Here is a 22180-nt window from a genome sequence, read left to right on the forward strand (position 1 = left end):
CATAAATCACTGCACTCGATTAAGCGCGACCGGTGGAACGGCCGCGCCGAGTCAGGAGGCGAGGGCGTGCTGCGCCGGCCGCGTGTCCGGCGCGGACGGGCGGGCCAGGCGCCTTCCGAGCCGTTGGGCGGGGGCCTCGATCCAGCGCTGCGAGGCCCAGCTCGCCGCGATCAGGACGAGGAGGAAGAAGGCGAGGCCGACCGCGTCCTCGCGTCCGGAGACGTCGAAGAACTGCGCCGCCACCATCAGCAGCAGCGGATGCAGCAGGTACACCGAGAAGCTGATGGTGCCGAGGCCGGTCGCCCAGGCGGGGAAGCGCCGGTGCCGGAGCCGCCAGCCCGCCGCGAACGTCGCGGCCGCCGCCAGGACCGCGCCGCACCACACGAGCTGGGCGTTGCGGCCGTAGGGGGCCGCGTTCCACGTCCCGGCGGCGAGCGCGCCCGTCAGTACCACCGCGCCCGTCGCCCCGGCCGTGCGCCGCGAGATCTGGCCGTGCTCGGCGCGGTGCACGGCGGTGCCCATGAACATGGCCGCCAGCATGAGCAGGCCCTCCCACGCGCCGACGCGGCCGTTGACCGCGACGAGCGCGAGTGCGAGCAGCCCGCCGAGCAGCCCGCCCGCGACGCGCGGCGCGGGTCGCCCGGACGACGCCGCCGGGATCGCCACCGCCAGGGCGGCCACCGTCACCGCGACCACCGGACCCGTCCCCGCGGTTCGCGACAGCAGGGCGGCGGGGGCGTACGCGCCCGTCAGCAGCCCGCAGGCCGTCAGCGCGACCGCCACCAGCGCGACGACCGTGAGGACGGCGGCGGCCGGCGCCGAGCGGCGGTGCCCGCCGACGACGAACAGCGCGACGACCAGCAGGTAGAAGGCCATCTCGTAGGACAGCGTCCACAGCACGTTCATCGCGTTCGGGACGTTCAGGACGTCCTGCAGCATGGTCATGTGCGCCAGGACGGCGGTCGCGGGGGAGTACTGCTCCAGCCCGGCGCGGAGCCCGAGGACGCCGAGCAGGAACGGCAGGACGGCGAGGAGGCAGGTCACGGCGAGCAGCGGGTAGATGCGGAAGAACCGACCGACCCAGAACCCGCGCACGCTGCCGCGCCGTTCCAGCGAGGCGGGCACGATGTAGCCGCTGACCAGGAAGAACACCAGCACTCCGAACAGGCCGGGGTCGAACCAGTCGGCGAGCCGCACCCGGAGGTCGGGCAGGTACACGTAGCTCGCGTGGTGCAGCGCGACCGCCAGGGCGGCGGCCCCCCGCAGCGCATCGAGCCACCCAAGCCTGGACGATGCGGAGGAAACACCCAAAGCGGGAAGCATTCCGACAGACTAGTAGCTCTCGCATCATCTCCACCATCGGCCGCAGGTCTTCCCTGATTCGCATTTCTGCCGTGAAATGGATGAGAACGGTTTCTCGCTCGCCGCTCGTAAAGCGGCGGATCGGAGGGGAAATGCCGGGGATAACGCATCGCTCGACCAGGGAACCCGCGATCAGGTCGCGTTTCCTCTCGCATGGCACGCTCAAGATCACCGATGTGGCGGCGACGCGGCGCTTCTATGAGGAGGTACTCGGCCTGGAGGTCGTCCAGCCGATGACGGCGGTCCTCTACGCACGGCTCGGCGGCGACCACACCTACGTGTGCGTGGAGTCCAGGTCCGACCGCCCCGACATGCCGCTGCTCTACCACAACGGGATCGACGTGGGCAGCGACGAGGAGGTGGACGAGGCGTACCGCGAGATAGCGGAGGTGTCCGAGGAGTACGGGGTCAGGGAGCTCAACAAGCCCGTCCGCCAGCACGGCGTCTACTCGTTCTACCTCAAGGACCTCGACGGCAACTGGTGGGAGATCGGCCACCTGCCGCCCGGCGGCTACCGGTTCCGCTTCACCGACGCGCGCAACGACCTCACCGGCCGCACCGGCCTCACCCCGCAGGAGGCGAAGGACGTCTTCCTCAACCCGGTCATCGACGCCGGCTGACCGCGGCCCCCGCGCCGGGTAACCCCAGGGGCGCCTGGGGACGATGGGGGCATGACGACTGACGAGGGCAGGACGACGCTGCCGCTGAGCCCGGACGAGCTGCTGACCACGACGCGCACCGTGCGCAAGCGCCTCGACCTCGACCGGCCCGTCCCCATGGAGCTGGTCCGCGAGTGTCTGGAGATCGCGCTGCAGGCGCCGAGCGGCAGCAACCGGCAGGGCTGGCAGTGGATCGTCGTCACCGACCCCGGCACCCGCGCGGAGATCGGCGAGCGCTACCGGCGCGCGTTCGCCGCGTACGCGCAGGCGGGCGGGGCCGGCGGCGCGCAGTACGAGGGCGAGCGGGCCGAGGTGCAGCGCCGCGTCGGGGAGAGCGCCGCCCACCTGGCCGACCGCATGGGGGACGTGCCGGTCCTGGTGATCCCGTGCCTGCGGGTGCCAGGCGGGCGGCTGCCGGAGGGCAACCAGGCGGGGCTGTGGGGCTCGCTGCTTCCCGCCGCCTGGAACTACGCCCTCGCGGCGCGCGCCCGCGGGCTCGGCACCGCCTGGACGTCCCTGCACCTGGCCTACGAGCGGGAGGTCGCCGAGCTGCTCGGCCTGCCCGAGGACGTCCGCCAGGGAGCGCTCATCCCGACCGCCTACTACACCGGCGAGACGTTCCGGCCGGCCTCGCGGGTCCCGCTGGAGGAGATCCTCCACCTCGACCGCTGGTGACGCCTTATTGTCGCAGCGCCAATAAGGGGTTAGGGTTCGGGGTGAGCCCCGGCGGCCCCGCGTGATCCCCGTCTACGCGCCAGACGCACGCGGGACCGCCGGCCCCTGGACCGGAGACCCTCGGGGCGGTCTGCGGGCGTGGAACAGGGCCGGCGCCGCGAGCGGGGCAGCGACGCCGGCCCTGGGATCGGGGGCGGGACGGGCTCAGGCCGTCATTTCAGGCCCGGTCATTTCAGGCCGTCGTCGAGGGCCTTGGTCAGGACGCCCGGGTCGCCGGACATCTCCCAGATCATGGCGCCGAGCAGGTTCTTGCTCCGCAGCCAGGCGGTCTTCTTCTGGATGGACCAGGCGTCGTCGAACGTCCACCACTGGCCGTTGTCGCCGGTGTAGCAGGACGTCGCCACCGCCTGCTCGTCGTGCACGACCCTGCAGTTGGGAACGCTGGCGATCAGGTTGCTGTAGCCGCGCGTCCCGGCCTCCTCCTGGAACTGGCCGGGCGCCGCGCCCTTCGCGGCCTGCCACTCGCCGCTCTTGCCGCCGTCGGTCACGTTCTGCCAGCCGCGGCCGTAGTAGGCGAGGCCGAGCGTCAGCTTGCGTGGGTTGACCCCGGCGTCCAGGTACGGCTTGACCGCGTTCTCGACGCTGAAGTGGAACGGGTACGGGTCGTCGGTGTCGGCGTAGAGGTTGCCCTGGTGGCCCGTCCGGTTGGGCTCCCAGGAGTTGTCGCTGCCCGCGCCGTGGAAGTCGTAGCCCTGGACGTTGAAGATGTCCATGGACTTGGCGACCTCGGCCAGCTCCCAGCCGGCGTCGATCTTCGCCGGGTCGGCCGGGGTGAACGCCGACAGCAGGTACCGCTTGCCGGTCGACCTGGTCAGCTCGTCGAGCTGGCGGCGGAACTCGGCGATGAGCAGCGTGTTGTTGTGCTTGTCGTCCGGGCTGACGTGGTTGCCGGCGTGGCCCTCGGCGCCCGGCCACTCCCAGTCGAGGTCGATGCCGTCGAAGATGCCCGCGGCCGTGCCCGGGCCGCCCGCGCCGTTGTAGTCGGGCAGGTTGCCCTTGATGTAGGTGTCGATGCAGGACGCGGCGAACTTCCTGCGGGACGCGTCGGTCCTGGCGACGTCGGAGAAGTACTTGGAGTACGTCCAGCCGCCGATCGAGATCAGCACCTTCAGCTTCGGGTACTTGGCCTTGAGCTTCTTCAGCTGGTTGTAGTTGCCGCGCAGCTTCTCCCAGCCCGTGTCGGCCACGCCGTCCACCGACTGGGCCGCGCTGAACGGGCGCCCGTAGTCGGCCTCGGCGTCGCCCGCCCCGTCGCCCTGGCTCGGGTCCTGCGGGTCGGCCGTGGTGCCCTTCGTGACCCCCTGCAGGCAGGTCAGGTTGACCGGGTCGACGTTGGCGAACGCGTAGTTGATGTGGGTGAGGCGGGCGGCGTTGCCGGTGGTGTCCAGGTTCTTCACGAAGTACTGGCGGCCGTAGATGCCCCACTGGACGAAGTAGCCGACGCGCGCGTAGCCGTCGCCGACCACGTCGTCGGTCTTCACCTTCACCGCCGCGCTCGCCGCCGACACGTTGTCGTACAGGTCGCGTGCCCGGACGGCGAACGCGTACTCGGTGGACGGCGACAGGCCCGCGACCGTGGCGCTCGTCCCGGCCACGGTCGTGGCGACCTTCCCGTCCACCAGCACGTCGTAGTTCGCGACGCCGGTGTTGTCGGTCGAGGCCGTCCACGCGAGCTTCACGCTGGCGGAGTCCTTGCCGGTGCTCTGCAGCCCGGCCGGCACCGACGGCGCCTGCGTGTCGGCGGCCGGGTCGTTGGTCTTGACGGTGACGGGCGCGCTGGCGGGGGACAGGTTGCCCTTGCGGTCGCGGGCCTTCACCGTGAACGTGTACTCGGTGTTCGGGGTGAGCCCGGTGACGGTGGCGTTCGTCTCCGGGACGGTCGCCGCGAGCGCCGACCCGTTGTAGACCTCGTACGCGGTGACCGGCAGGCTGCCCGCCTTCGCCGCGTCCCAGGCCAGCGAGACGGTCTTGGTCGTCCTGACCGTGGACTTCAGGCCGGCGGGCGCGCCCGGCGGCGCGTCGGCCGCGCCGTCGCAGTTGACGTCGTTGACGCGGCAGCTCGTCGGTTCGGCGCCGGACCTGCTGACGGTGAACGTCGGGCTGTAGGGCTCGGTGGTCCGCCCGGCCCCGATCGTGGAGTTGTAGTAGACGGGGGTGAGGGTGACCGTGGTGCCGCTCTGGCTGACCGTCCCGTTGTCGGCGCCGCTCGCGGTCACGCCGGCCGGCAGGTCGAACACGACGGACCAGTTGCTGATCGACGCGGCGGTGTGGTTCGCGACGACGAACTTGGCCTGGGTGCCGCTGACCGTGTACTCCGCGGTGACGCCCGCGGGCGCGGGCGGCGGTTCACCCGTCCCGTCGCAGTTCGCGCCGTTGAGCGTGCAGCTCGTCGGCTGGGCGGCGGAGCTGAGCGTGAACGTCGGGCTGTAGGGCTCGGTGCTCCCGCCGCCCTTGACGGTGTTGATGTAGAACGCCGGGGTCAGCGTCACCTTCGTGCCGTTCTGCGACAGTGCGGCGTTCTGCGGGTTGCCCGCCGTCACCCCGGCGGGCAGCTGGAAGACGAGCTTCCAGCCGCTGACGTCGGCCGTCCCGGGGTTGCTGACCACGTACTTGCCGGTCGTGCCGGACAGGCTGAAGACCGCCGTCAGCCGGTCGGCCGCCCGCGCGGGCGCGACGGCCAGCGCCGCCACGACCACGAAGGTCAGAAGGATTCCGATTAATCTGCGCATGCCGAACACCTACTTCTGGGGGTGGTTCTTCGGGGCCGGGGAGCCGAGGAGCGTCAGCATCCGGTCGATCTGGGCCGAGCGCGATCTGTCGACGCGCCCCGCGAGCCGCCTCGTCCACGCGTCCTCGCCCCTGCCGGTCTCCAGCCGCGCCAGCTGGACGGCGTCGTCCTGGTGGGCGATCAGCAGGTCGAGGAACGCGCGCTCGAACCGGTCCGGCGGCGTCCTCGCCAGGGATTTCAGTTCGGCGTCGGTGGTCGCGGGCATCCCGCCGTGCGAGTCGTGGTCGTGGGAGTGCGGGTCCGCCGTCGGCGGCCGGTGCCAGGTCCGCAGCCGTCCCGCCATGTCCCTGATCTCGGCGAGCTGCGTCGTCTCGATCGCCGCGGCCAGCGTCGCGACCTCGGGCCGGACGGGGCGCCCGCGGGCCATCCGCGCGAGCTTCACGCCCTGGCCCTGATGCGGGACCATCATCTGCAGGAACATCACGTCGGTGGAGTTGAACCCGGCCCCGCCGCGCGCCTGCACGGGGACCGGCGACGGCGGACCGCCGCCGGCCCCGCACTGGACCGCGAGCAGGGCGACGCACGCGGCGATCAGCGCCAGCGAGCCGGACGTCGTCAGACCGCGCCTCATGGTGGCGGGCTCGTCAGGCCGGCTGCCAGAGCGCGGCCGTGGTGGGGGGCTCCCAGCCGGCGATCGCCGTGTGCGCCTGGCGGCACGCGTAGGTCGCGCCGCCGTAGGTCACCCGGTCGCCCGCGGCATAGGACGTCCCTGCCTTCCACGTGCCGCCCGGTGTCTCGGTCGGTGTGGGCGTCGGGGTCGGTGTCGGCGTCTCGGTCGGCGTGGGAGTCGGCGTGGGGGTCGGCGTCGGGGTGTTCGTCCCGCCGAAGTCGACGTCGGAGCAGGTGTAGAACGCCTCCTGGCTGCCCAGCACCCGCTGCCAGATCGAGTACAGGATGTGGCGGCCCGTCCGCGGCGGGATGTTCAGCGTCCAGTTGGTGTACTCGGACGGGTTCTGGTGCGTGAAGCTCGCCAGCGGGACGAGGTCGCCCCAGCGCAGCGGCTGCGTCGGGTCCCAGCCGTCGCGGGTGAGGTAGAACTCGAAGTTGCTGTCCCCGTGCGGCGCGGACGCGCGGTAGGTGATCGTCTGCTGCCCCGCCCTCATCGGCCTGGCGGGCCAGTCAGCGCGCTGGAGGTCCAGGCCCCGGTACTTGGCCCGCCCGGCGCTGCACAGCCGCCCGTCCGGGATGATCTCCCGGTGCCGCCCGCCCGCGTCCAGCAGCGACACCTCGTTCCAGTCGTAGAAGGCCTGCGCGCCGCTGGCCGCGACGGCCGCCTTGCAGGCGTCCGAATCCGGGCTCTCCGGGCCCTCCTGGTTGCACACGTACACGCGGCTGGGCGGATCGGACATCGTGCCGTGCGCGCTCGCGGCGGTCGCCGTGCCGAGCACGACCAGCGCGGACGCGGCCGGCACGGCGGCCGCCGTGACGGCGGCCTTCCTGCGGGTCGATCGCATGGGTTTCCTTCCGGTGGGGGTGGGTTCCGGTGAAGGAGGCGGGGGGCGGGTCAGGGACGGCGCGTCAGGGGAGGCCGTTCAGGAAGGGCTCGTGGCTGTTCATGAACTCCCAGCCGTAGTAGCGGTCCCAGTTGATCGACCACGTCATCAGCCCGCGCAGGTCGGGGGACGTCCCGCCGCGCAGCGTGTAGGAGCCGCAGCCCTGCCCCTTGACCAGGCAGTTCACGGCCTGCTGCACCTGGGCGGGCGGCGTGTGCCCGTTGCCGGCGCTGACCGCGGCGGGCAGGCCGATCCCGATCTGGTCGGGGCGCAGCCCCGGGAACGTGCGGCCGGTGTTCGCGACCGGGAACCCGGCCTTCACCATGTCGGTCATCGCGATGTGGAAGTCGGCGCCGCCCATGGTGTGGTACTGGCCGTCCAGGCCCATCACCGGACCGGAGTTGTAGTCCTGGACGTGCAGGACGGTGAGGTCGTCCCGCATCGCGTCGATCACCGGCAGGTACGCGCCCGTCCGGTTGTCGCCGCCGCCCGCGCCGCCGTAGAACTGGTGCCCGACCTGCACGAAGAACGTCTCGGGCGCCATGGTCAGGACGAACTTCGCCCCGTACTTCGCCTTCAGCGACCGGAGCGCCGAGATCAGGTTGACGATGACCGGCGTGGTCGGGTTGCGGAAGTCGGTGTCGCCCGCGTTCAGGTAGAGCGAGTGGCCCTCGAAGTCGACGTCCAGGCCGTCCAGCCCGTACCGGTCGATGATGGCCGAGACCGACCGGACGAACGCGTCCCGCGCGGCCGCCGTCGTGAGCTGCACCTGGCCGTTCTGGCCGCCGATCGAGATCAGCACCTTCTTGCCCTGCGCCTGCTTCGCGCGGATCGCGGCGACGAACTCCTCGTCGCTCTCCACGTTCGCGCACTCGCTCGCGGGGCAGCGAGTGAACCGGATGTCGCCGGAGGTGACGGACGTCGGCTCGCCGAACGCGAGGTCGATGATGTCCCACGCGTCCGGGACGTCCGCCATCCGCACGTAGCCGGAGCCGTTGGCGAAGCTCGCGTGCAGGTAGCCGACGAGCGCGTGCCGGGGGAGCCCGGTGTCGGTGCAGCCGCTGGTCCGCGCGCTGACCGGCCCGGACTTCGCCGACTCGCCGATGTCGTTGTAGGCGGCGACCGTGAACGTGTGCGAGCTGCACGCCGCCAGACCCGACACGGTGGTGCCCGTCCCGGTGACCGTCGCCCTGGCCGTGGCGCCCTCGTAGACGCGGTACCCGGTGACCGTCCCGGACGACGCCCCCCATTGCAGGGCGATCGAGCCGTCGGTGACGGCGCCGGCCTTCGGTGCCCCGGGCATGCCCGGCACCCCCGGCTGCGGTTCGCCGCCGGGACCGTCGAGGGCGACGTCGTCGGCGTAGTAGGCGCCGTTGCCGTACCAGCCGTGCAGGAAGATCTGCACGGACGTCTGGCCGGCCCCGGTCGTGAACGCCACCGACAGCTTGGTGAAGTCGGCGGCGGACGGCGTCCACGTGGACGTCCCGCCCGTCACGCCGAGGTAGACGTAGCTGCCGCGCACCCAGGCCGACAGCGTGTACGCGGTGTTCGCCTTCACGCTCACGGTCTGCGCGCACTGGCCGGTGCTCGCGGCCGACACCCCGCCCGCGAGCGCGTGGCCGCCCGTCCGCGCCGGGCTGGTCACGACCGACCCGCCGTCGCACGTCCAGGGGCTGAGCGAGCCGCTCTCGAACCCGGCGTTGGCCAGGATGTTGTCCGCGTGGGCCGGGGCCGTGACCCCGACCAGCAGCCCGGCGAGCAGGGCCGCCACCACCACGATCTTCTTCTTCATGGCCGGCTCCCTACGGCAGGGTGTCCAGGTGCGGGCCGACGGTCCCGGCGAAGCCGCCGCCGTTGGTGACGTCCCAGTTGACGGACCACGTCATCGCGCCGCGGATGTCGGGGTAGGTGCGCGACGGCTTGAACGTGCCGCAGCCGGTCCCCTTGGCGAGGCAGTCCAGCGCGTTGTTCACGACCGAGGGCGCCACGACGCCGCCGCCCGCCGCGCCCGGCCCGGCCGGGAGCCCGAGCGACACCTGGTCGGGGCGCAGCCCGTTCTCCAGCTGGATGCAGGCCAGCGCGGTCATGAAGTCGACCGTGCCCTGCCCGTACACCTTCTGGTCGCAGCCGAGCATCGCGCCCGAGTTGTAGTACTGCATGTGGACGACGGTGAGGATGTCCTTGATCTTCAGCGCGAGCTGGAAGTACGACCCGCCGGTCGACTGCATGTCGAGCGTCTGCGGCGCCATCGTGATGATCAGGTCGGCGCCGGCCTTGGCGCGCAGCGCCCGCAGCGCCTGCTCCATGTAGGTCGGGTTGAGGCCGTTCTCCAGGTCGATGTCGACGCCGTCGAACCCGTACCGGGCCATCAGCCCCGACACCGAGTCGGCGAACAGTTGCGCGGAGGCGCCGTCCGCGACCCGGATGGCGCCCTTCTCGCCGCCGACCGACAGGATGACCTTCTTGCCCTTGGCGTGCAGTCCGGCGATGTCGGCCTTGAACTGCGCGTCGGTGTAGCCGCCGAGGGCCGTGGACAGCTCGGGGTCGACGCGGAACGAGACCTCGCCGGAACGGCCGGTCGCCTCGCCGAAGGCCACGGCGACCAGGTCGTACTGGTCCGGGACCTGGGAGAGCTTGAGCTCCTGCGCCGGGTTGACGAAGTCGTGCCAGTAGCCGGTCAGGAAGTGCTTGGGCAGCGGCCCGGTCGCGCACCCGCTGGTCGTCCCGGTGACCGCCGTGCTCGCGGGCGACTCGCCCTTGTCGTCGTAGGCCTTGACCGTGTAGCTGTGCGTCGAGCATTTCGCGAGCCCGGCGACCGTGGCGGAGGTTCCGGTGACCGTCGCCTTCAGGTCCGAGCCCTCGTAGACGCGGTACCCGGCGGGCGTCCCGCTGCCCGCCTGCCAGGCCAGCGTCAGCGAGGTGTCGGTCCGTCCGGTGACGGTGGGCGTGCCGGGTGCGCCGAGCCCGCCCGGGGGATCGGTCGGCCCGCCCTCGCAGGGCCTGCCGTTGAACGTGCAGTTCTGCGGGCTTCCGGGACCGTTCCCGAGGAACCCGAACGTGACGGTCCCTCCGGGCGGGACGACGGCGTTGTACTCGCGGTTCTGGAACGTGCTGCGCTGGCCGTTCTTCGTCAGCAGCGCGTCCCAGTAGGACCCGACGGACGTCCCGGACGGCAGGTCGAACTCGACCCGCCACCCGTTGATCGCGGTGTCGGTGCCGTTGGTGAGCGTGAAACGTCCCTCCCATCCCGAGCCCCAGTCGGAGGGCTTGGTGAAGGTCGCGGCCGCGGTTCCGGCGGCGTGCGCGCCGGGCGCGAGGGCGAGGACGAGGAGCAGTGCGGCGAGGACGCCGAGGGCAGAGCGGGGGCGCAAGGGCTCACTCCATCGCTTGGGAAGGCTGGCGGATTCCCCCGAACCCCGAGATCGTTCACGTATTAGACAGGAAGGTTTCCTATCTATTTAGGGTCAAGGTAGCCAGCGCCCGGGACGTCGGCAAGACCCCTGTCCGGGCGCCGTTCCGTCGTCCGGCCATCACCCCAGCTCGCGAGCCGAACCAGCTGCGGCGATCTTCGAGATCGGCAACTCTCGCCGGAAGGGGCGGCGATCGACGGCGAACATCGCCAGATGACCGGACGCACCGCGCGATCTAGGCTCGCGAGGGTCCCCACCCCCCGGTCCCGTGCGAGTAAAGAATCGATCTTCCTGAACATGGTCTATTCAATATCTTGACTGATTCCAGAAAATGGGACAGTCTGGGGACGTGGCCAGCTCCTTGGACTTCCACGCGATGCTGCGTGCGGCCGCCCTGCGCGTGACCCGCCCGCGGCTGGCGGTGCTGAGCGCCGTCCACGCGCACCCGCACGCCGACACCGAGTCGGTCATCGGCGCCGTGCGCGGGGATCTTCCGAAGGTGTCCCACCAGGCGGTCTACGACTCGCTGCGCGCGCTGACGGCGGCGGGCCTGCTGCGGCGCATCCAGCCGTCCGGCTCCGTGGCCCGCTACGAGTCGCGGACCGGGGACAACCACCACCACGTCGTCTGCCGCTCGTGCGGGGCCATCGCCGACGTCGACTGCGCCGAGGGCGAGGCGCCCTGCCTGACGGCCTCCGACGACCGCGGCTACCTGATCGACGAGGCAGAGGTCGTCTACTGGGGCCTCTGCCCCGCCTGCTCAACCGCCCACAGTTCCTGATTCACCCACGGTCGCCCTGGAAGGAATCACATGTCTGAGAACAACGAAACCGCCGCCGGCGGCGGCTGCCCGGTCGCGCACGACCGCGCTCCCCACCCGACCCAGGGTGGCGGCAACCGCGGCTGGTGGCCGGAACGGCTCAACCTGAAGCTGCTCGCCAAGAACCCGCCCATGGCCAACCCGCTGGGCGAGGACTTCAACTACGCCGAGGCGTTCGAGAGCCTCGACCTCACCGCGGTGAAGCAGGACATCGCGCACGTCCTCACGGACTCGCAGGACTGGTGGCCCGCCGACTTCGGCAACTACGGGCCACTGATCATCCGTATGGCGTGGCACAGCGCGGGCACCTACCGCGTCAGCGACGGCCGCGGCGGCGCCGGCGCCGGCCAGCAGCGCTTCGCGCCCCTCAACAGCTGGCCGGACAACGCGAGCCTCGACAAGGCCCGCCGCGTGCTCTGGCCGGTCAAGAAGAAGTACGGCCGCAAGATCTCCTGGGCCGACCTGATGATCCTGGCCGGCAACGTCGCCCTGGAGACGATGGGCCTGAAGACCTTCGGCTTCGCCGGGGGCCGCCGGGACGCCTGGGAGGCCGAGGAGGACGTCTTCTGGGGGCCCGAGACCGCCTGGCTGGACGACGAGCGCTACAGCGGCGAGCGCGAGCTGGAGAAGCCCCTGGCCGCGGTGCAGATGGGCCTCATCTACGTCAACCCGGAGGGCCCGAACGGCAAGCCGGACCCGGTCGCCGCGGCGCGCGACATCCGCGAGACGTTCGGCCGCATGGCGATGAACGACGAGGAGACCGTCGCGCTGATCGCCGGCGGCCACACCTTCGGCAAGACGCACGGCGCGGCGCCGGCCGACAGCATCGGCGCCGAGCCCGAGGCCGCCCCGCTGGAGGACATGGGCCTCGGCTGGAAGGGCACGCACGGCAGCGGCAAGGGCCGTGACTCCTACACCAGCGGCCTCGAGGTCACCTGGACGCCCACCCCGACCACCTGGGACAACACCTTCTTCGAGGTGCTCTTCGGGTACGAGTGGGAACTGACCGAGAGCCCCGCCGGGGCGAACCAGTGGCGGCCGAAGGACGGCGCGGGGGCCAACACCGTTCCGGACCCCGAGGACGGCACGCTCAACCGGCAGCCGATGATGCTGACGACCGACCTGTCGCTGCGCTTCGACCCGATCTACGAGCCGATCTCGCGGCGCTTCATGGAGAACCCGGAGGAGTTCGCCGACGCGTTCGCCCGCGCCTGGTTCAAGCTGACCCACCGCGACATGGGCCCGGTCTCGCGCTACCTCGGCCCCGAGATCCCGTCCGAGTCGCTGGTGTGGCAGGACCCGGTCCCGGCGGTGGACCACGAGCTCGTCGGCGCGCAGGACGTCGCGGAGCTCAAGCGCCGCCTGCTGGACTCCGGCCTGTCGGTCGCCCAGCTCGTCACCACCGCGTGGGCGTCGGCCGCCTCGTTCCGCGGCACCGACAAGCGCGGCGGCGCCAACGGCGCCCGCATCCGGCTGGAGCCGCAGCGCAGCTGGGAGGTCAACAACCCCGACGCGCTGCGCGGCGTGCTGCGCACCCTGGAGCAGGTGCGGGAGGCGTTCAACGGCGAGCAGACCGGCGGCAAGCGCATCTCCATCGCGGACCTGATCGTGCTCGGCGGCTGCGCCGGGGTCGAGCAGGCCGCCAAGGCCGCCGGGTACGACGTCGAGGTGCCCTTCACGCCGGGGCGGACCGACGCCTCCCAGGAGGAGACCGACGTCGAGTCCTTCGAGGTGATGGAGCCGACGCACGACGGGTTCCGCAACTTCCTCCAGAAGGGCAACGTCCTGCCGGGCGAGTTCCTCCTGGTGGACAGGGCGAACCTGCTCACGCTGACCGCGCCGGAGATGACGGTCCTCGTCGGCGGCCTGCGCGTCATCGGGGCGAACTACGACGGGTCGTCCCTCGGCGTCCTCACCGACCGGCCCGGGGCGCTCACCACCGACTTCTTCGTGAACCTGCTCGACATGGGCACGGTGTGGAAGGGGACGGGCGAGGACCCGATGACCTCGGAGGCCTTCGAGGGGCGCGACGCCTCGGGGGCGCTCAAGTGGACCGGGAGCCGGGCCGACCTCGTGTTCGGCGCGAACTCCGAGCTGCGCGCCGTCACCGAGGTCTACGCGAGCGACGACGCGGGCGAGAAGTTCGTCCACGACTTCGTCGCCGCGTGGGACAAGGTGATGAACCTCGACCGGTACGACCTCACCTGATCGAGAACGTCCGGGACGTCCGGGCCGGCCGCTTCGGCGACCGGCCCGGACGCCGTCACGGGGGAGCGCCGGGGCCGGGGGTCAGCCGGCGTCCGTCCGGCACGCCGGGCACAGGCCCCAGAACGTGACGTCGGCCTCGTCGACGAGGTACCCGGCGTCGTCGACCGGGTCCAGGCAGGGCGGGTGCCCCACGGCGCAGTCGACGTCCTTGATCGCGCCGCAGTTCCGGCACACCAGGTGGTGGTGGTTGTCGCCGACGCGCCCCTCGAACCGGGCCGGGCTCCCGGCCGGTTCGATCCGGCGGACGAGCCCCGCCGCGGTGAGCGCGTGGAGCGCCTCGTACACCGCCTGCAGGGAGATGTGGCCCACGCGGTCGCGCACGCCCGCGGCCAGCGCCTCGACGCCGAGGTGGTCGCCGGCCCGGACGGTGTCCAGCAGGGCCACGCGGGCGGCCGTCACCCGCAGGCCTGCCCCGCGCAGCTCCTCGGCGGTGGACGGGGTCTGGGACGCGGTCATGGCGCCGAACCTTCCCTTGCAAACGCGAATTGTTTAAGACAACAAATGAGGCAAGTCTAGCCGGGCGGGCCGGATGCGGGCGCGGCCCGCGCCCCCCGAGCCGGGACGCGGGCCGCGGCCGGGCCGGTCAGAAACCTGCCGTGATCTTGGTGAACTCCCAGGGCTGCTGGTCGGTGCCGCTGCAGTTCTCGGCGACCCCGCCGCCCGGGCAGGGCCGGTCCCGGTTGACCGACCAGAACGCCAGCCTGGCCAGGCCCTTGGACTTCGCCCAGTCGCGGATCTTCGTCCAGGTCGCGGTCGAGGTGAGCTCCTGCTGGTCGGACAGGCCGTTCATGCCGGAGATCCCCATGTGCGTGTAGGCGGTGGCGTCCGACCACCCGAACGCCGACTTCAGCGCGGTCTTGAGGCCCTCGGACGCGTTGACGGTGCTGCCGTACATGTCCGCGCCGCCGCCGAAGTCGAACGGCATGATCGTGAACACGTCCACGTTCGCCTGCAGCGCCGCGGCCTGGTCGATGAGCCGCTTGCCCCAGTAGTTCGGCCCGGTGGTCGTCGTGCCGAACGTCAGGATCGTCTGCAGGCCCGTGTTGTTCTGCTTCAGGATCTTCAGGGCGCCGAGGACGCGGTCCTGGACGGCCGCGTTCTCGAACTCGTCGCTGTTCTCGATGTCGATGTCGATGGCCTTGAGCCCGTAGGCGTCGATGACCTTCTGGTACGCGCCGGCCAGCGCCTCGGGCGTGGAGCAGTTCGGGCCGAGCTTGTTGCCCGACCAGCCGCCGACGGACGGCAGCACGTCACCGCCGGCCGCGCGGATCTGCGAGATCGCCTGCTCGTCCACGCCGCCCTTGAGCGGGCGCTGCCCGTCCCACCCGGGGTTGCAGCCGCCGCTGGACAGGATGAACGCCATCGTGAACCACTTGATCCCGGACGCGCTCATGACGGTGGACGGGCTCGGCGGGTCGCCCCAGCCCATGTACAGGTAGGGCGCGGCGCGGCGGCTCGCGGGCGGCGGCTCCGTGCAGCCGGTCGTGGTGGCCGTGACCGGGCCGCTCGCCGCCGACTCGCCGGCGGTGTTGTACGCCTTCACCGTGAAGGTGTGGTCGGAGCAGGCGGTCAGCCCGCTGACGGTGGCGCCGGTCCCGGTCGCGGTGGCCTTGACCGTCGTGCCCTCGTAGACGCGGTAGCCGGTGACGGTTCCGGTCGAGGCCGGCCACGACAGCGTCAGCGACGTGTCGGTCTTGGCGGTCACGGTCGGCGCCCCGGGGGCGGAGGGCGTGCCGGGCGGGGGCGTGTCGCCGCCCGTGCAGGAGGCGCCGTTGACCGTGCAGTTCTGCGGCGCCCCGGTCCCGTTGACGATGAAGCCGAACGTGACGCTGGCGCCTGCGGCGACGCTCCCGTTGTACTCGCGGTTGGCGAACGCGGCGTGCTGCCCGGACTTGGTGAGCAGCGCGTCCCAGTAGGTCCCGACCGAGGAGCCGGACGGGAGGTCGAACTCCACCTTCCAGCCGGTGACGGCCGAGGCGGTGTCGTTCTTGATCGTGTACCTGCCCTCGTACCCCGAGCCCCAGTCGGAGGCCTTGGCGAAGGTCGCCGTCACCGAGGCGGCGGCGCCGGCCTGGACGGGGACGAGCAGGGCGAGCAGGAGGGAGCAGAGGGCGGTGAGCAGGAAACCGGGGAGAAGCCTTCTTCTTCGCAATGTCACTCCCGGGTAGGAGACGTGGACGAGCGGGAATCCCCCGAACCCCGAGTCGGTCGCGCGATGATCTGATAGGAAACTTTCCTATAAAACCCGAGTGCACCGTAACCATCCGCCCGCCGTCCCGCAAGACCCTGGAACGCGCCGTTCGCGGCCCGCCCGGCCGCCCCTGCGACCACTCCTGCTGACGCACCGAACCAGTCGGGCGGGGGCCGGATAACTGGCATGATCGTTTCTGTCGAACCTAGACAGGACGGTACGCCGATGCCTCCCAGAATCGTTTCCGGCGCCCTCGCGCTGGGACTGGCCGCCGGCGTGCTCGCCGGCGGCGCCACCGCTGCCGAAGCCGAGTCGCTGCAGTTCCACATCAAGGTGCCGAAGCACCTCTCCGTAGGAAAGGGGGATTACAACAAGGCCTGCGCCATGGACGTGTGGGTGTGGGGCACCGAAGGCTCCTCGGTCGCCTATTCCAAGGCCTATCTGATCGATCCCAACGGGCGGGCCCCGTCGCCGCTCGTCTACAAGAAGGTCCTGCCCGGATACCAGGTGGGCTGGGGCGTCGGTTGCCCCAACCAGATCGACGGCCTGGGGAAATGGCGTGTCCGGGTCATCGCCTACGACCGCAAGGGCAAGGCGTTGGGCAGCCGCGAGGACTACTGGTACGAGAAGTACGACACGGTCGTCCAGAGTCACAACGCCGCGCCCGAACCCGTGCTCAGGGGCCGTCCGATCACCGTGTCGGGCCGCCTGAAGCGGCTCAACGACCTCGGCACCGGATACACGGCCTATCCGGGCAAGGCGATCCGCGTCTATTTCCTTCCCAAGGGCTCCACTTCCTGGACCTACATGGGAACGACGAAGACCGCCCGCGACGGCCGTTACCGCAAGGCGTTCACGGCGGCGCGCGACGGTTACTGGCGCGCCTACTTCCCCGGCACGAGCAACTTCGACCGGCAGAAGTCCCCCGACGACTTCGTCGACGTGCGCTGAAGGTCAGGGGGCGTCCCGCCCGCGCCGCGGGACGCCCCCTCTCAGAAGCACCGCCCGGCGTCGACGATCTCGGCGCACATGTTCGACCCCATCATGCGCAGCGCCGCGTCCCCGAGCCCGGCGTCGGAGTGCGCGACCGCGTCCCGGACCACCGTGAGCCGGAAGTGCCGGACGTAGGCGTCCAGCGGTGAACACTTTATGCCGAAACTTCGGTACGAAAACCAAGTGGACGTGCATAGCGAAAACGCAATGTCTGCAGGTTCGGATGTCTTCAAGATCTGCCATAAGCCAATATGGTAAAGTGCTTCTTGTGCGGCTCCGGTTCAACTTCCGCGTGTATCCGACGCCCGGCCAGCAGATCGAGTTGGCGAGGGCGTTCGGGTGCGCACGGGTGGTGTTCAACGACGGGCTGCGCCTGCGGCAGGAAGCCCGCGAGCAGGGCTTGCCGTACGTGTCGGACGCCGAGTTGTCCAAGCGGATCATCACGCTGGCCAAGGCGACCCCGGAACGGGCGTGGCTGGGCGAGGTGTCGTCTGTCGTGCTGCAACAGGCCCTCGCCGATCTCAACACCGCGTACCGGAACTTCTTTGCCTCGGTCTCCGGCAAGCGCAGGGGCCGCAAGGTGGCTCCGCCCCGGTACCGCTCGCGCAAGGACAACCGGCAGGCGATCAGGTTCACGAAGAACTCCCGCTTCAAGGTCCTGGGCAACGGCCGCCTGCGGTTGCCGAAGATCGGTGATCTCGCTGTCCGCTGGTCGCGCGCCCTGCCCTCGACCCCGTCGAGCGTGGCGATCATCAAGGATGCGACCGGGCGGTATTTCGCCTCGTTCGTGGTGCAGGTGACGGACGAGCTGTTGCCGCCGGTCGAGTCCGAGGTGGGCGTCGATCTGGGTCTGACGCACTTCGCGGTGCTGTCGGACGGCACGAAGGTGGCCGCGCCGAAGTTCCTGCGGCGCGCCGCCCGCAAGCTCAAACGGCTGCAACAAGCCCTCGCGCGCAAGCAGCGCGGGAGTCAGAACCGAAAGAAGGCCGTCGTCAAGGTCGCTCGCGCCCATGCGCGGGTGGCCGACACCCGGCGGGACTGGCAGCACAAGCTCTCGACGCAGATCATCCGCGAGAACCAAGCGGTGTACGTCGAGGACCTGTGCGTGACCGGTCTCGGCCGGACCCGGCTGGCCAAGTCCGTGCACGATGCGGGCTGGGCCGGCTTCACCGGCATGCTGGAGTACAAAGCCGCCCGGTACGGGCGTGCCTTCGGCCGGGTGGACCGGTTCTTCCCCTCCACCCGCATTTGCTCCGACTGCGGCCGGAACAACGAGAAGATGGCGCTCAACGTCCGAACGTGGGACTGCCCGTGCGGCAGTCACCACGACCGGGACGTCAACGCCGCCAGGAATGTCAGGGCCGCTGGACAGGCGGACCTCAACGCCCGTGGAGCGCACGTAAGACCGGGACTCGTCCCGGCAGCGCGCAACGAAGCGGGAACCCACCCCGACGCCGCGCGTTCCGCGCGCAGCGTGGAGGGAATCTCCGTCCGTTAGGGCGGAGAGGATGTCAAATGCCGATCGCCTACCGCGCCCGGCAGGCCGCCCGCGCCCAGGAACGGCTGGAGCGCGCCCTGGCGCACCGGCCCATGTGAACCCCCCGCAGGAGGTCGATCACCATGTCCGCCGAAGACCCGCTGGCGGCGATGGCCGCCGCCGCCCCCTCGAAGATCGCGGTCGTCGAGGACGAGCGGCGCCTGACCTACCCCGAGTTCAACGCGCTGGTGAACCGGTACGCCAACCTCCTGGTCGAGCACGGCGTCCGGGCCGGCACCAAGGTCGTGTGGTGCGGCCGCAACAGCACCGAGGTCGTCGCGCTGATCTCCGCCCTGCGCAAGTGCGGTGCCGTCGGCGTCCCCCTGAACTACCGCCTCACGCCGGAGGAGACCGCCTACGTCGTCGAGAACGCCGACGCCGCGCTCGTGGTGTTCGACGCCGAGCAGGCTCCCCAGCTCGAAGCGGCCCGGACGAGGGCGGCCGGCGTCCGCGCCTGGCTCGCCTGGGGTCCCGCGGCGCCGGACTGGGCCTCCTCGCTCGACGCCCTGGCCGAACGGAGCCCCGAGACCGAGCCCGCCGCCCGCGGCGCCGACCCGGCGGCCGGCACCTCGATGTTCTACACCTCCGGGACGACCGGCAAGCCCAAGGGCGTCGTGCGGGGCGAGCCCGACCCGGCGCTGGTCCTCGGGCTGGTCGGCGAGATCGGCTTCGAGCCCGGCGACGTCTACCTCACGACCGGCCCGCTCTACCACTCGGGCCCGATGAGCTTCATGCTCATCGTCCAGCTCATGGGCGGGACCGTGGTCGTGATGCGCGACTTCGACCCCGAACGCTGGCTGGACCTGGTCGAACGGCACCGGGTCACCACCACGTTCTCGGCGCCGACCCCGATCCGCCGCGTGGTGGACCTGCCGGAGGAGACGATCCGCCGCAGGGACCTGTCGTCCCTGCGGCGCGTCATCGCCAACGCCGCCCCGTGGCCCTTCGAGCTCAAGCGCCGGTACGTCGACCGGATCGGCGACGGCTCCCTGTTCGAGGTGTACGGCTCCACCGAGCTCGGCGTGGACACCGTCCTGCGCCCCGAGGACCAGATGCGCAAGCCCGGAAGCTGCGGCCGCGCCGCCCCCGGCGTCGAGATCGCGCTGTTCGGCGAGGACGGCGGCCCCGTCGAGGAGCCGCACGTGCCCGGCGACCTCTACGTGCGCGGCACCGGCACCTTCAACGCCTACTACAAGGCCGAGGGCAAGTTCCAGGACGCCAGCCGCGGCGACTGGCTGACCGTCGGCGACATCGCCTACCGGGACGAGGAGGGCTTCTACTACATCTGCGACCGCCGCACCGACATGATCATCTCGGGCGGGATGAACATCTACCCGGCCGAGATCGAGGCCGTCCTCACCGCCCACCCGGCGGTGGCCGACGCGGCCGTGTTCGGCGTCCCGTCCGACGAATGGGGCGAGTCCGTCCACGCCGCCATCGTCATGGCGCCGGACGGCACCGCCACGGACGACGACCTGCGCGCCTTCTGCCGGGAGCACCTGGCCGCCTACAAGACCCCCCGGGGCTTCGACCGGCTCTCCGAGATCCCCCGCAATCCCTCGGGCAAGACCCTGAAACGCCAGCTCCGCGCCCCCTACTGGGAGTCCCGAACCTCCAACCTCACCTGACACGGGGAAGCGGGGGAGGAGCCGGCGGCCGTCGTCCGTCAGGGGCGTGCGCGTTCGGTGCGGCGGTGGTCCGTCTTTCCTTCGGGCTCCAATGGGCGGGCCCAGGGGGAGCGCTGGCCGGGGTGCCGGCGGTGGGCTCTGGCCCGTCTCGGGGGGCCTTGCGCCAGGTACTCCGTGGTGTCCTCGGCGTCCCGCGCGGAGGGCAGGCGCGGCGCGGTGCCGCGGTCGGCCAGGCGCGCCGAGGTGATCGTGAGTTCGTAGTGGGCCCACACCATGGCGGCGTTCTCCAGCCGGCGGGCCGCGGCCTGGACGAGGTAGACGTCGGACAGGGCGGTGACGATCAGCAGGACGGGCGTGCCGCGGTCCAGGTCGGCCGCGGTGGGGCCGGACGGCCAGACCGCCACGCGCAGGCGCCGGTCGTCGAGGACGCGCAGTTCGCCCCAGTCCGGCACGCAGACCCGGGGCGACCCGTCGGGGGCACAAGTGATCAGGACGACGGGGTGCTGGCGGGAGGAGGCGCTGCTGATCGCCTGGACGGCGGCGGGGAGCACCTCGGGGGAGAACGCCATCGGCATGTCCGCCTTACGTCGAAGGTCCGGCCGGCCCGGCGGGGGCCCGGGCCGGTCCCTGCTCGAAGAGGGTCCTTCTCGCTCACTCGATCATATGTTCGATTTTAGGGCCGGGCGAGCGATATTTCCACGAGCGGGTCGACTGGGTCATTCCCGGTCCCGGGGGCCGGCCATGCACCAATCTGGCGCGCAGGGAACATGGTTGGTCCGTTGAGGATGCGTTCGCTCCGGGGCGTCCGCACGCGGCGAGCCGCCGGCGCGATGGCGCCGGCGGCTCGCCGTGGAGGGGACGGACGCTCCCGTCAGGTGACCTTCTCGACCGGGGCCGCCCGGGGGGCCTTCTGGTGGGCTCGGCGCGCCAGGACGTAGTACAGGCCTCCCGCGACCAGGCCGCCCGAGAGCCACGAGAAGTCGGTGTGCCCCAGCGCCCGCGCGACGGGGCCCTGGAGGGCGGGCACGGTCCCGAACTGCCACGCCCATGCCGCCAGCAGCCCGAGCCCCAGGGCCGCCAGGGCCCGGACGTTCGCGCCGCCGTCCTTGTAGAGGGCGGCCACGTCGATCCGGCCGCGCCGCAGGACGAAGAAGTCCACCAGGACGATCGCCGCCCAAGGGCTGATCCACACCAGGATGGACGCCATCCAGTGGTCGAACGCCTGGGCGAAGCTGTCGGCCCGCAGGAACACCACCAGAACCAGGGACGCCACCGTTCCGGCCACCAGCGTCACCTTCCACCGGGCGATCCGGATGCCGACCGACAGCGCGGCGAGCGAGCACGAGTACAGGTTCAGGATGTTGGTCGCCACCGGCCCGTGCATGATCAGCAGCAGGACCGGCACGGCCATGACCCCGAACGCGCCGGTCACGAGGCTGGACGGGTCGCCGCCGTCGCCCGCGCTGGCCAGGCAGGCGCCGAGCGCGGCCAGCCACACCGTGGGGACGTACATCCCGAGCGCGGTGGACCAGAACACCGACCGGTCCGAGGCCTGCGGGCGCACGAAGCGGCTGTAGTCGGCGGAGTAGGGCAGCCAGCTGATGCCCCAGCCGATGCCGATGGCGGTGAGCAACTGGGTCACGGCGGTGAACTTGTCGCCCGCGGTGGTGGCGGTGGCGGTCGTCCAGTGGAGGTCGGCCTGCCCCAGGGCCAGCCCGGTCATGACGACCATGACCAGCACGGTGGCGGGGACGGTGTACTTCTCGAACGTCCGGATCGCGTAGAAGCCGTAGAGGGCCAGGACGAGCTGGGCGGCCATGATGAGCGCGGCCACCAGGTAGCGCAGCCCGGCGCCGCCGTGCACCCCCGCCTGGGCGAGGATCTCGATCACGAGGTCCAGGACCACCCAGGTGTTGACGCCCACCCAGCCCATGGTCAGCAGCCCCTGCACCAGGCCGGGGACGAGGGCGCCGCGCCGGCCGAACGGCCCGCGGCCGAGCACCATCTGGTTGACGCCGGTGCGGTGGCCGATGACGTTGAACAGCCCGAAGACCGCGCAGCCCACCAGGTTGCCGAGGGTGACGACCACCAGGGTCTCCACCAGGCTCAGGCCGAGCGTGACGCCCAGCGCCCCGAGCACCCAGTTGATCGGCGCGATGTTGGCCCCGCACCAGATCCAGAACTGCTGCCACGGCGTGGAGTCGCGGGCGGAGGCCGGGATGGGCTCGATGCCGTGTTCGTCGAACCGAACCGGTTCCTCCAAGCGAACCGGTTGGGCTGTAAGGCTCTGGTGTGC

17 protein-coding genes and 1 pseudogene are annotated in these 22180 nt (G+C 71.3%); 7 read left to right on the plus strand and 11 right to left on the minus strand.

What is annotated here, in order from left to right:
* Window positions 1-51: 51 nt before the first annotated feature.
* Window positions 52-1323, minus strand: coding sequence for an acyltransferase family protein (locus tag BJY14_RS30590; protein ID WP_179846786.1), 1272 nt, complete (start codon window positions 1321-1323; stop codon window positions 52-54).
* Window positions 1324-1454: 131 nt separating this feature from the next.
* Between BJY14_RS30590 and BJY14_RS30595 the strand changes: the two genes are divergently transcribed.
* Window positions 1455-1982, plus strand: a complete 528-nt coding sequence (locus BJY14_RS30595) for a VOC family protein (protein WP_218905653.1) — start codon at window positions 1455-1457, stop codon at window positions 1980-1982.
* A gap of 51 nt (window positions 1983-2033) precedes the next feature.
* Window positions 2034-2696, plus strand: a complete 663-nt coding sequence (locus tag BJY14_RS30600) for a nitroreductase family protein (protein WP_179846788.1) — start codon at window positions 2034-2036, stop codon at window positions 2694-2696.
* 227 nt (window positions 2697-2923) lie between these two features.
* On the opposite strand, the gene BJY14_RS30605 is transcribed toward BJY14_RS30600, so the two are convergent.
* The 5 genes from BJY14_RS30605 to BJY14_RS30625 all read right to left on the minus strand — a co-directional run bounded on the left by BJY14_RS30605 (window position 2924) and on the right by BJY14_RS30625 (window position 10408).
* Window positions 2924-5485, minus strand: coding sequence for a glycosyl hydrolase family 18 protein (locus BJY14_RS30605; protein ID WP_179846789.1), 2562 nt, complete (start codon window positions 5483-5485; stop codon window positions 2924-2926).
* A gap of 9 nt (window positions 5486-5494) precedes the next feature.
* Window positions 5495-6115, minus strand: coding sequence for a DUF305 domain-containing protein (locus tag BJY14_RS30610; protein ID WP_179846790.1), 621 nt, complete (start codon window positions 6113-6115; stop codon window positions 5495-5497).
* 13 nt (window positions 6116-6128) lie between these two features.
* Window positions 6129-6998, minus strand: coding sequence for a lytic polysaccharide monooxygenase (locus tag BJY14_RS30615; RefSeq protein ID WP_179846791.1), 870 nt, complete (start codon window positions 6996-6998; stop codon window positions 6129-6131).
* 64 nt (window positions 6999-7062) lie between these two features.
* Entirely contained in the window at window positions 7063-8829 is a 1767-nt protein-coding gene (locus BJY14_RS30620; RefSeq protein WP_179846792.1) for a chitinase, read from the minus strand.
* Window positions 8830-8839: 10 nt separating this feature from the next.
* Window positions 8840-10408, minus strand: coding sequence for a chitinase (locus BJY14_RS30625; protein ID WP_179846793.1), 1569 nt, complete (start codon window positions 10406-10408; stop codon window positions 8840-8842).
* A 415-nt stretch (window positions 10409-10823) separates the two neighbouring features.
* Here BJY14_RS30625 and BJY14_RS30630 point away from each other — a divergent pair, with 415 nt between their 5' ends.
* Window positions 10824-11228, plus strand: a complete 405-nt coding sequence (locus BJY14_RS30630; protein WP_218907114.1) for a Fur family transcriptional regulator — start codon at window positions 10824-10826, stop codon at window positions 11226-11228.
* A gap of 30 nt (window positions 11229-11258) precedes the next feature.
* Complete coding sequence (katG, locus tag BJY14_RS30635) at window positions 11259-13475, plus strand: catalase/peroxidase HPI (RefSeq protein WP_179846795.1); 2217 nt, start codon at window positions 11259-11261, stop codon at window positions 13473-13475.
* Between the two features lie 81 nt (window positions 13476-13556).
* Here the strand turns inward: katG and BJY14_RS30640 are convergent, their stop codons facing one another.
* Window positions 13557-13991: a Fur family transcriptional regulator gene (locus tag BJY14_RS30640; RefSeq protein ID WP_179846796.1), complete on the minus strand. Its 435-nt coding sequence runs from the start codon at window positions 13989-13991 to the stop codon at window positions 13557-13559.
* A gap of 127 nt (window positions 13992-14118) precedes the next feature.
* The gene (locus BJY14_RS30645; protein ID WP_218905654.1) at window positions 14119-15687 is read right to left on the minus strand and encodes a cellulose binding domain-containing protein; all 1569 of its coding nucleotides are present in this window, start codon (window positions 15685-15687) and stop codon (window positions 14119-14121) included.
* Between the two features lie 225 nt (window positions 15688-15912).
* Here BJY14_RS30645 and BJY14_RS30650 point away from each other — a divergent pair, with 225 nt between their 5' ends.
* Complete coding sequence (locus BJY14_RS30650; RefSeq protein ID WP_179846797.1) at window positions 15913-16677, plus strand: hypothetical protein; 765 nt, start codon at window positions 15913-15915, stop codon at window positions 16675-16677.
* A gap of 189 nt (window positions 16678-16866) precedes the next feature.
* Here the strand turns inward: BJY14_RS30650 and BJY14_RS45785 are convergent.
* Window positions 16867-16962, minus strand: a pseudogene (locus BJY14_RS45785) (IS200/IS605 family transposase); the annotation flags it as partial.
* A gap of 25 nt (window positions 16963-16987) precedes the next feature.
* Between BJY14_RS45785 and BJY14_RS30655 the strand changes: the two are divergent.
* Window positions 16988-18217 (plus strand): RNA-guided endonuclease InsQ/TnpB family protein, encoded by a 1230-nt coding sequence (locus BJY14_RS30655; protein ID WP_179846798.1) that lies wholly within the window; start codon window positions 16988-16990, stop codon window positions 18215-18217.
* A 122-nt stretch (window positions 18218-18339) separates the two neighbouring features.
* Window positions 18340-19884: a class I adenylate-forming enzyme family protein gene (locus BJY14_RS30660; RefSeq protein WP_179846799.1), complete on the plus strand. Its 1545-nt coding sequence runs from the start codon at window positions 18340-18342 to the stop codon at window positions 19882-19884.
* A 38-nt stretch (window positions 19885-19922) separates the two neighbouring features.
* On the opposite strand, the gene BJY14_RS30665 is transcribed toward BJY14_RS30660, so the two are convergent.
* Entirely contained in the window at window positions 19923-20459 is a 537-nt protein-coding gene (locus BJY14_RS30665; protein WP_179846800.1) for a hypothetical protein, read from the minus strand.
* A 296-nt stretch (window positions 20460-20755) separates the two neighbouring features.
* Window positions 20756-22147: a purine-cytosine permease family protein gene (locus BJY14_RS30670; protein WP_218905656.1), complete on the minus strand. Its 1392-nt coding sequence runs from the start codon at window positions 22145-22147 to the stop codon at window positions 20756-20758.
* Between the last annotated feature and the right edge of the window lie 33 nt (window positions 22148-22180).

This window comes from Actinomadura luteofluorescens (genome assembly GCF_013409365.1).
In the GTDB taxonomy this organism is placed as follows: Bacteria; Actinomycetota; Actinomycetes; order Streptosporangiales; family Streptosporangiaceae; genus Spirillospora; species Spirillospora luteofluorescens.

Excerpts from the sequence above, each read along its gene's own strand:
- BJY14_RS30590 (WP_179846786.1), bottom strand. The coding sequence starts at position 1,323 with ATGCTTCCCGCTTTGGGTGTTTCCTCCGCATCGTCCAGGCTTGGGTGG.
- BJY14_RS30595 (WP_218905653.1), top strand. The coding sequence starts at position 1,455 with ATGCCGGGGATAACGCATCGCTCGACCAGGGAACCCGCGATCAGGTCG.
- BJY14_RS30600 (WP_179846788.1), top strand. The coding sequence starts at position 2,034 with ATGACGACTGACGAGGGCAGGACGACGCTGCCGCTGAGCCCGGACGAG.
- BJY14_RS30605 (WP_179846789.1), bottom strand. The coding sequence starts at position 5,485 with ATGCGCAGATTAATCGGAATCCTTCTGACCTTCGTGGTCGTGGCGGCG.
- BJY14_RS30610 (WP_179846790.1), bottom strand. The coding sequence starts at position 6,115 with ATGAGGCGCGGTCTGACGACGTCCGGCTCGCTGGCGCTGATCGCCGCG.
- BJY14_RS30615 (WP_179846791.1), bottom strand. The coding sequence starts at position 6,998 with ATGCGATCGACCCGCAGGAAGGCCGCCGTCACGGCGGCCGCCGTGCCG.
- BJY14_RS30620 (WP_179846792.1), bottom strand. The coding sequence starts at position 8,829 with ATGAAGAAGAAGATCGTGGTGGTGGCGGCCCTGCTCGCCGGGCTGCTG.
- BJY14_RS30630 (WP_218907114.1), top strand. The coding sequence starts at position 10,824 with ATGCTGCGTGCGGCCGCCCTGCGCGTGACCCGCCCGCGGCTGGCGGTG.
- katG (WP_179846795.1), top strand. The coding sequence starts at position 11,259 with ATGTCTGAGAACAACGAAACCGCCGCCGGCGGCGGCTGCCCGGTCGCG.
- BJY14_RS30640 (WP_179846796.1), bottom strand. The coding sequence starts at position 13,991 with ATGACCGCGTCCCAGACCCCGTCCACCGCCGAGGAGCTGCGCGGGGCA.
- BJY14_RS30650 (WP_179846797.1), top strand. The coding sequence starts at position 15,913 with ATGATCGTTTCTGTCGAACCTAGACAGGACGGTACGCCGATGCCTCCC.
- BJY14_RS30660 (WP_179846799.1), top strand. The coding sequence starts at position 18,340 with ATGTCCGCCGAAGACCCGCTGGCGGCGATGGCCGCCGCCGCCCCCTCG.
- BJY14_RS30665 (WP_179846800.1), bottom strand. The coding sequence starts at position 20,459 with ATGCCGATGGCGTTCTCCCCCGAGGTGCTCCCCGCCGCCGTCCAGGCG.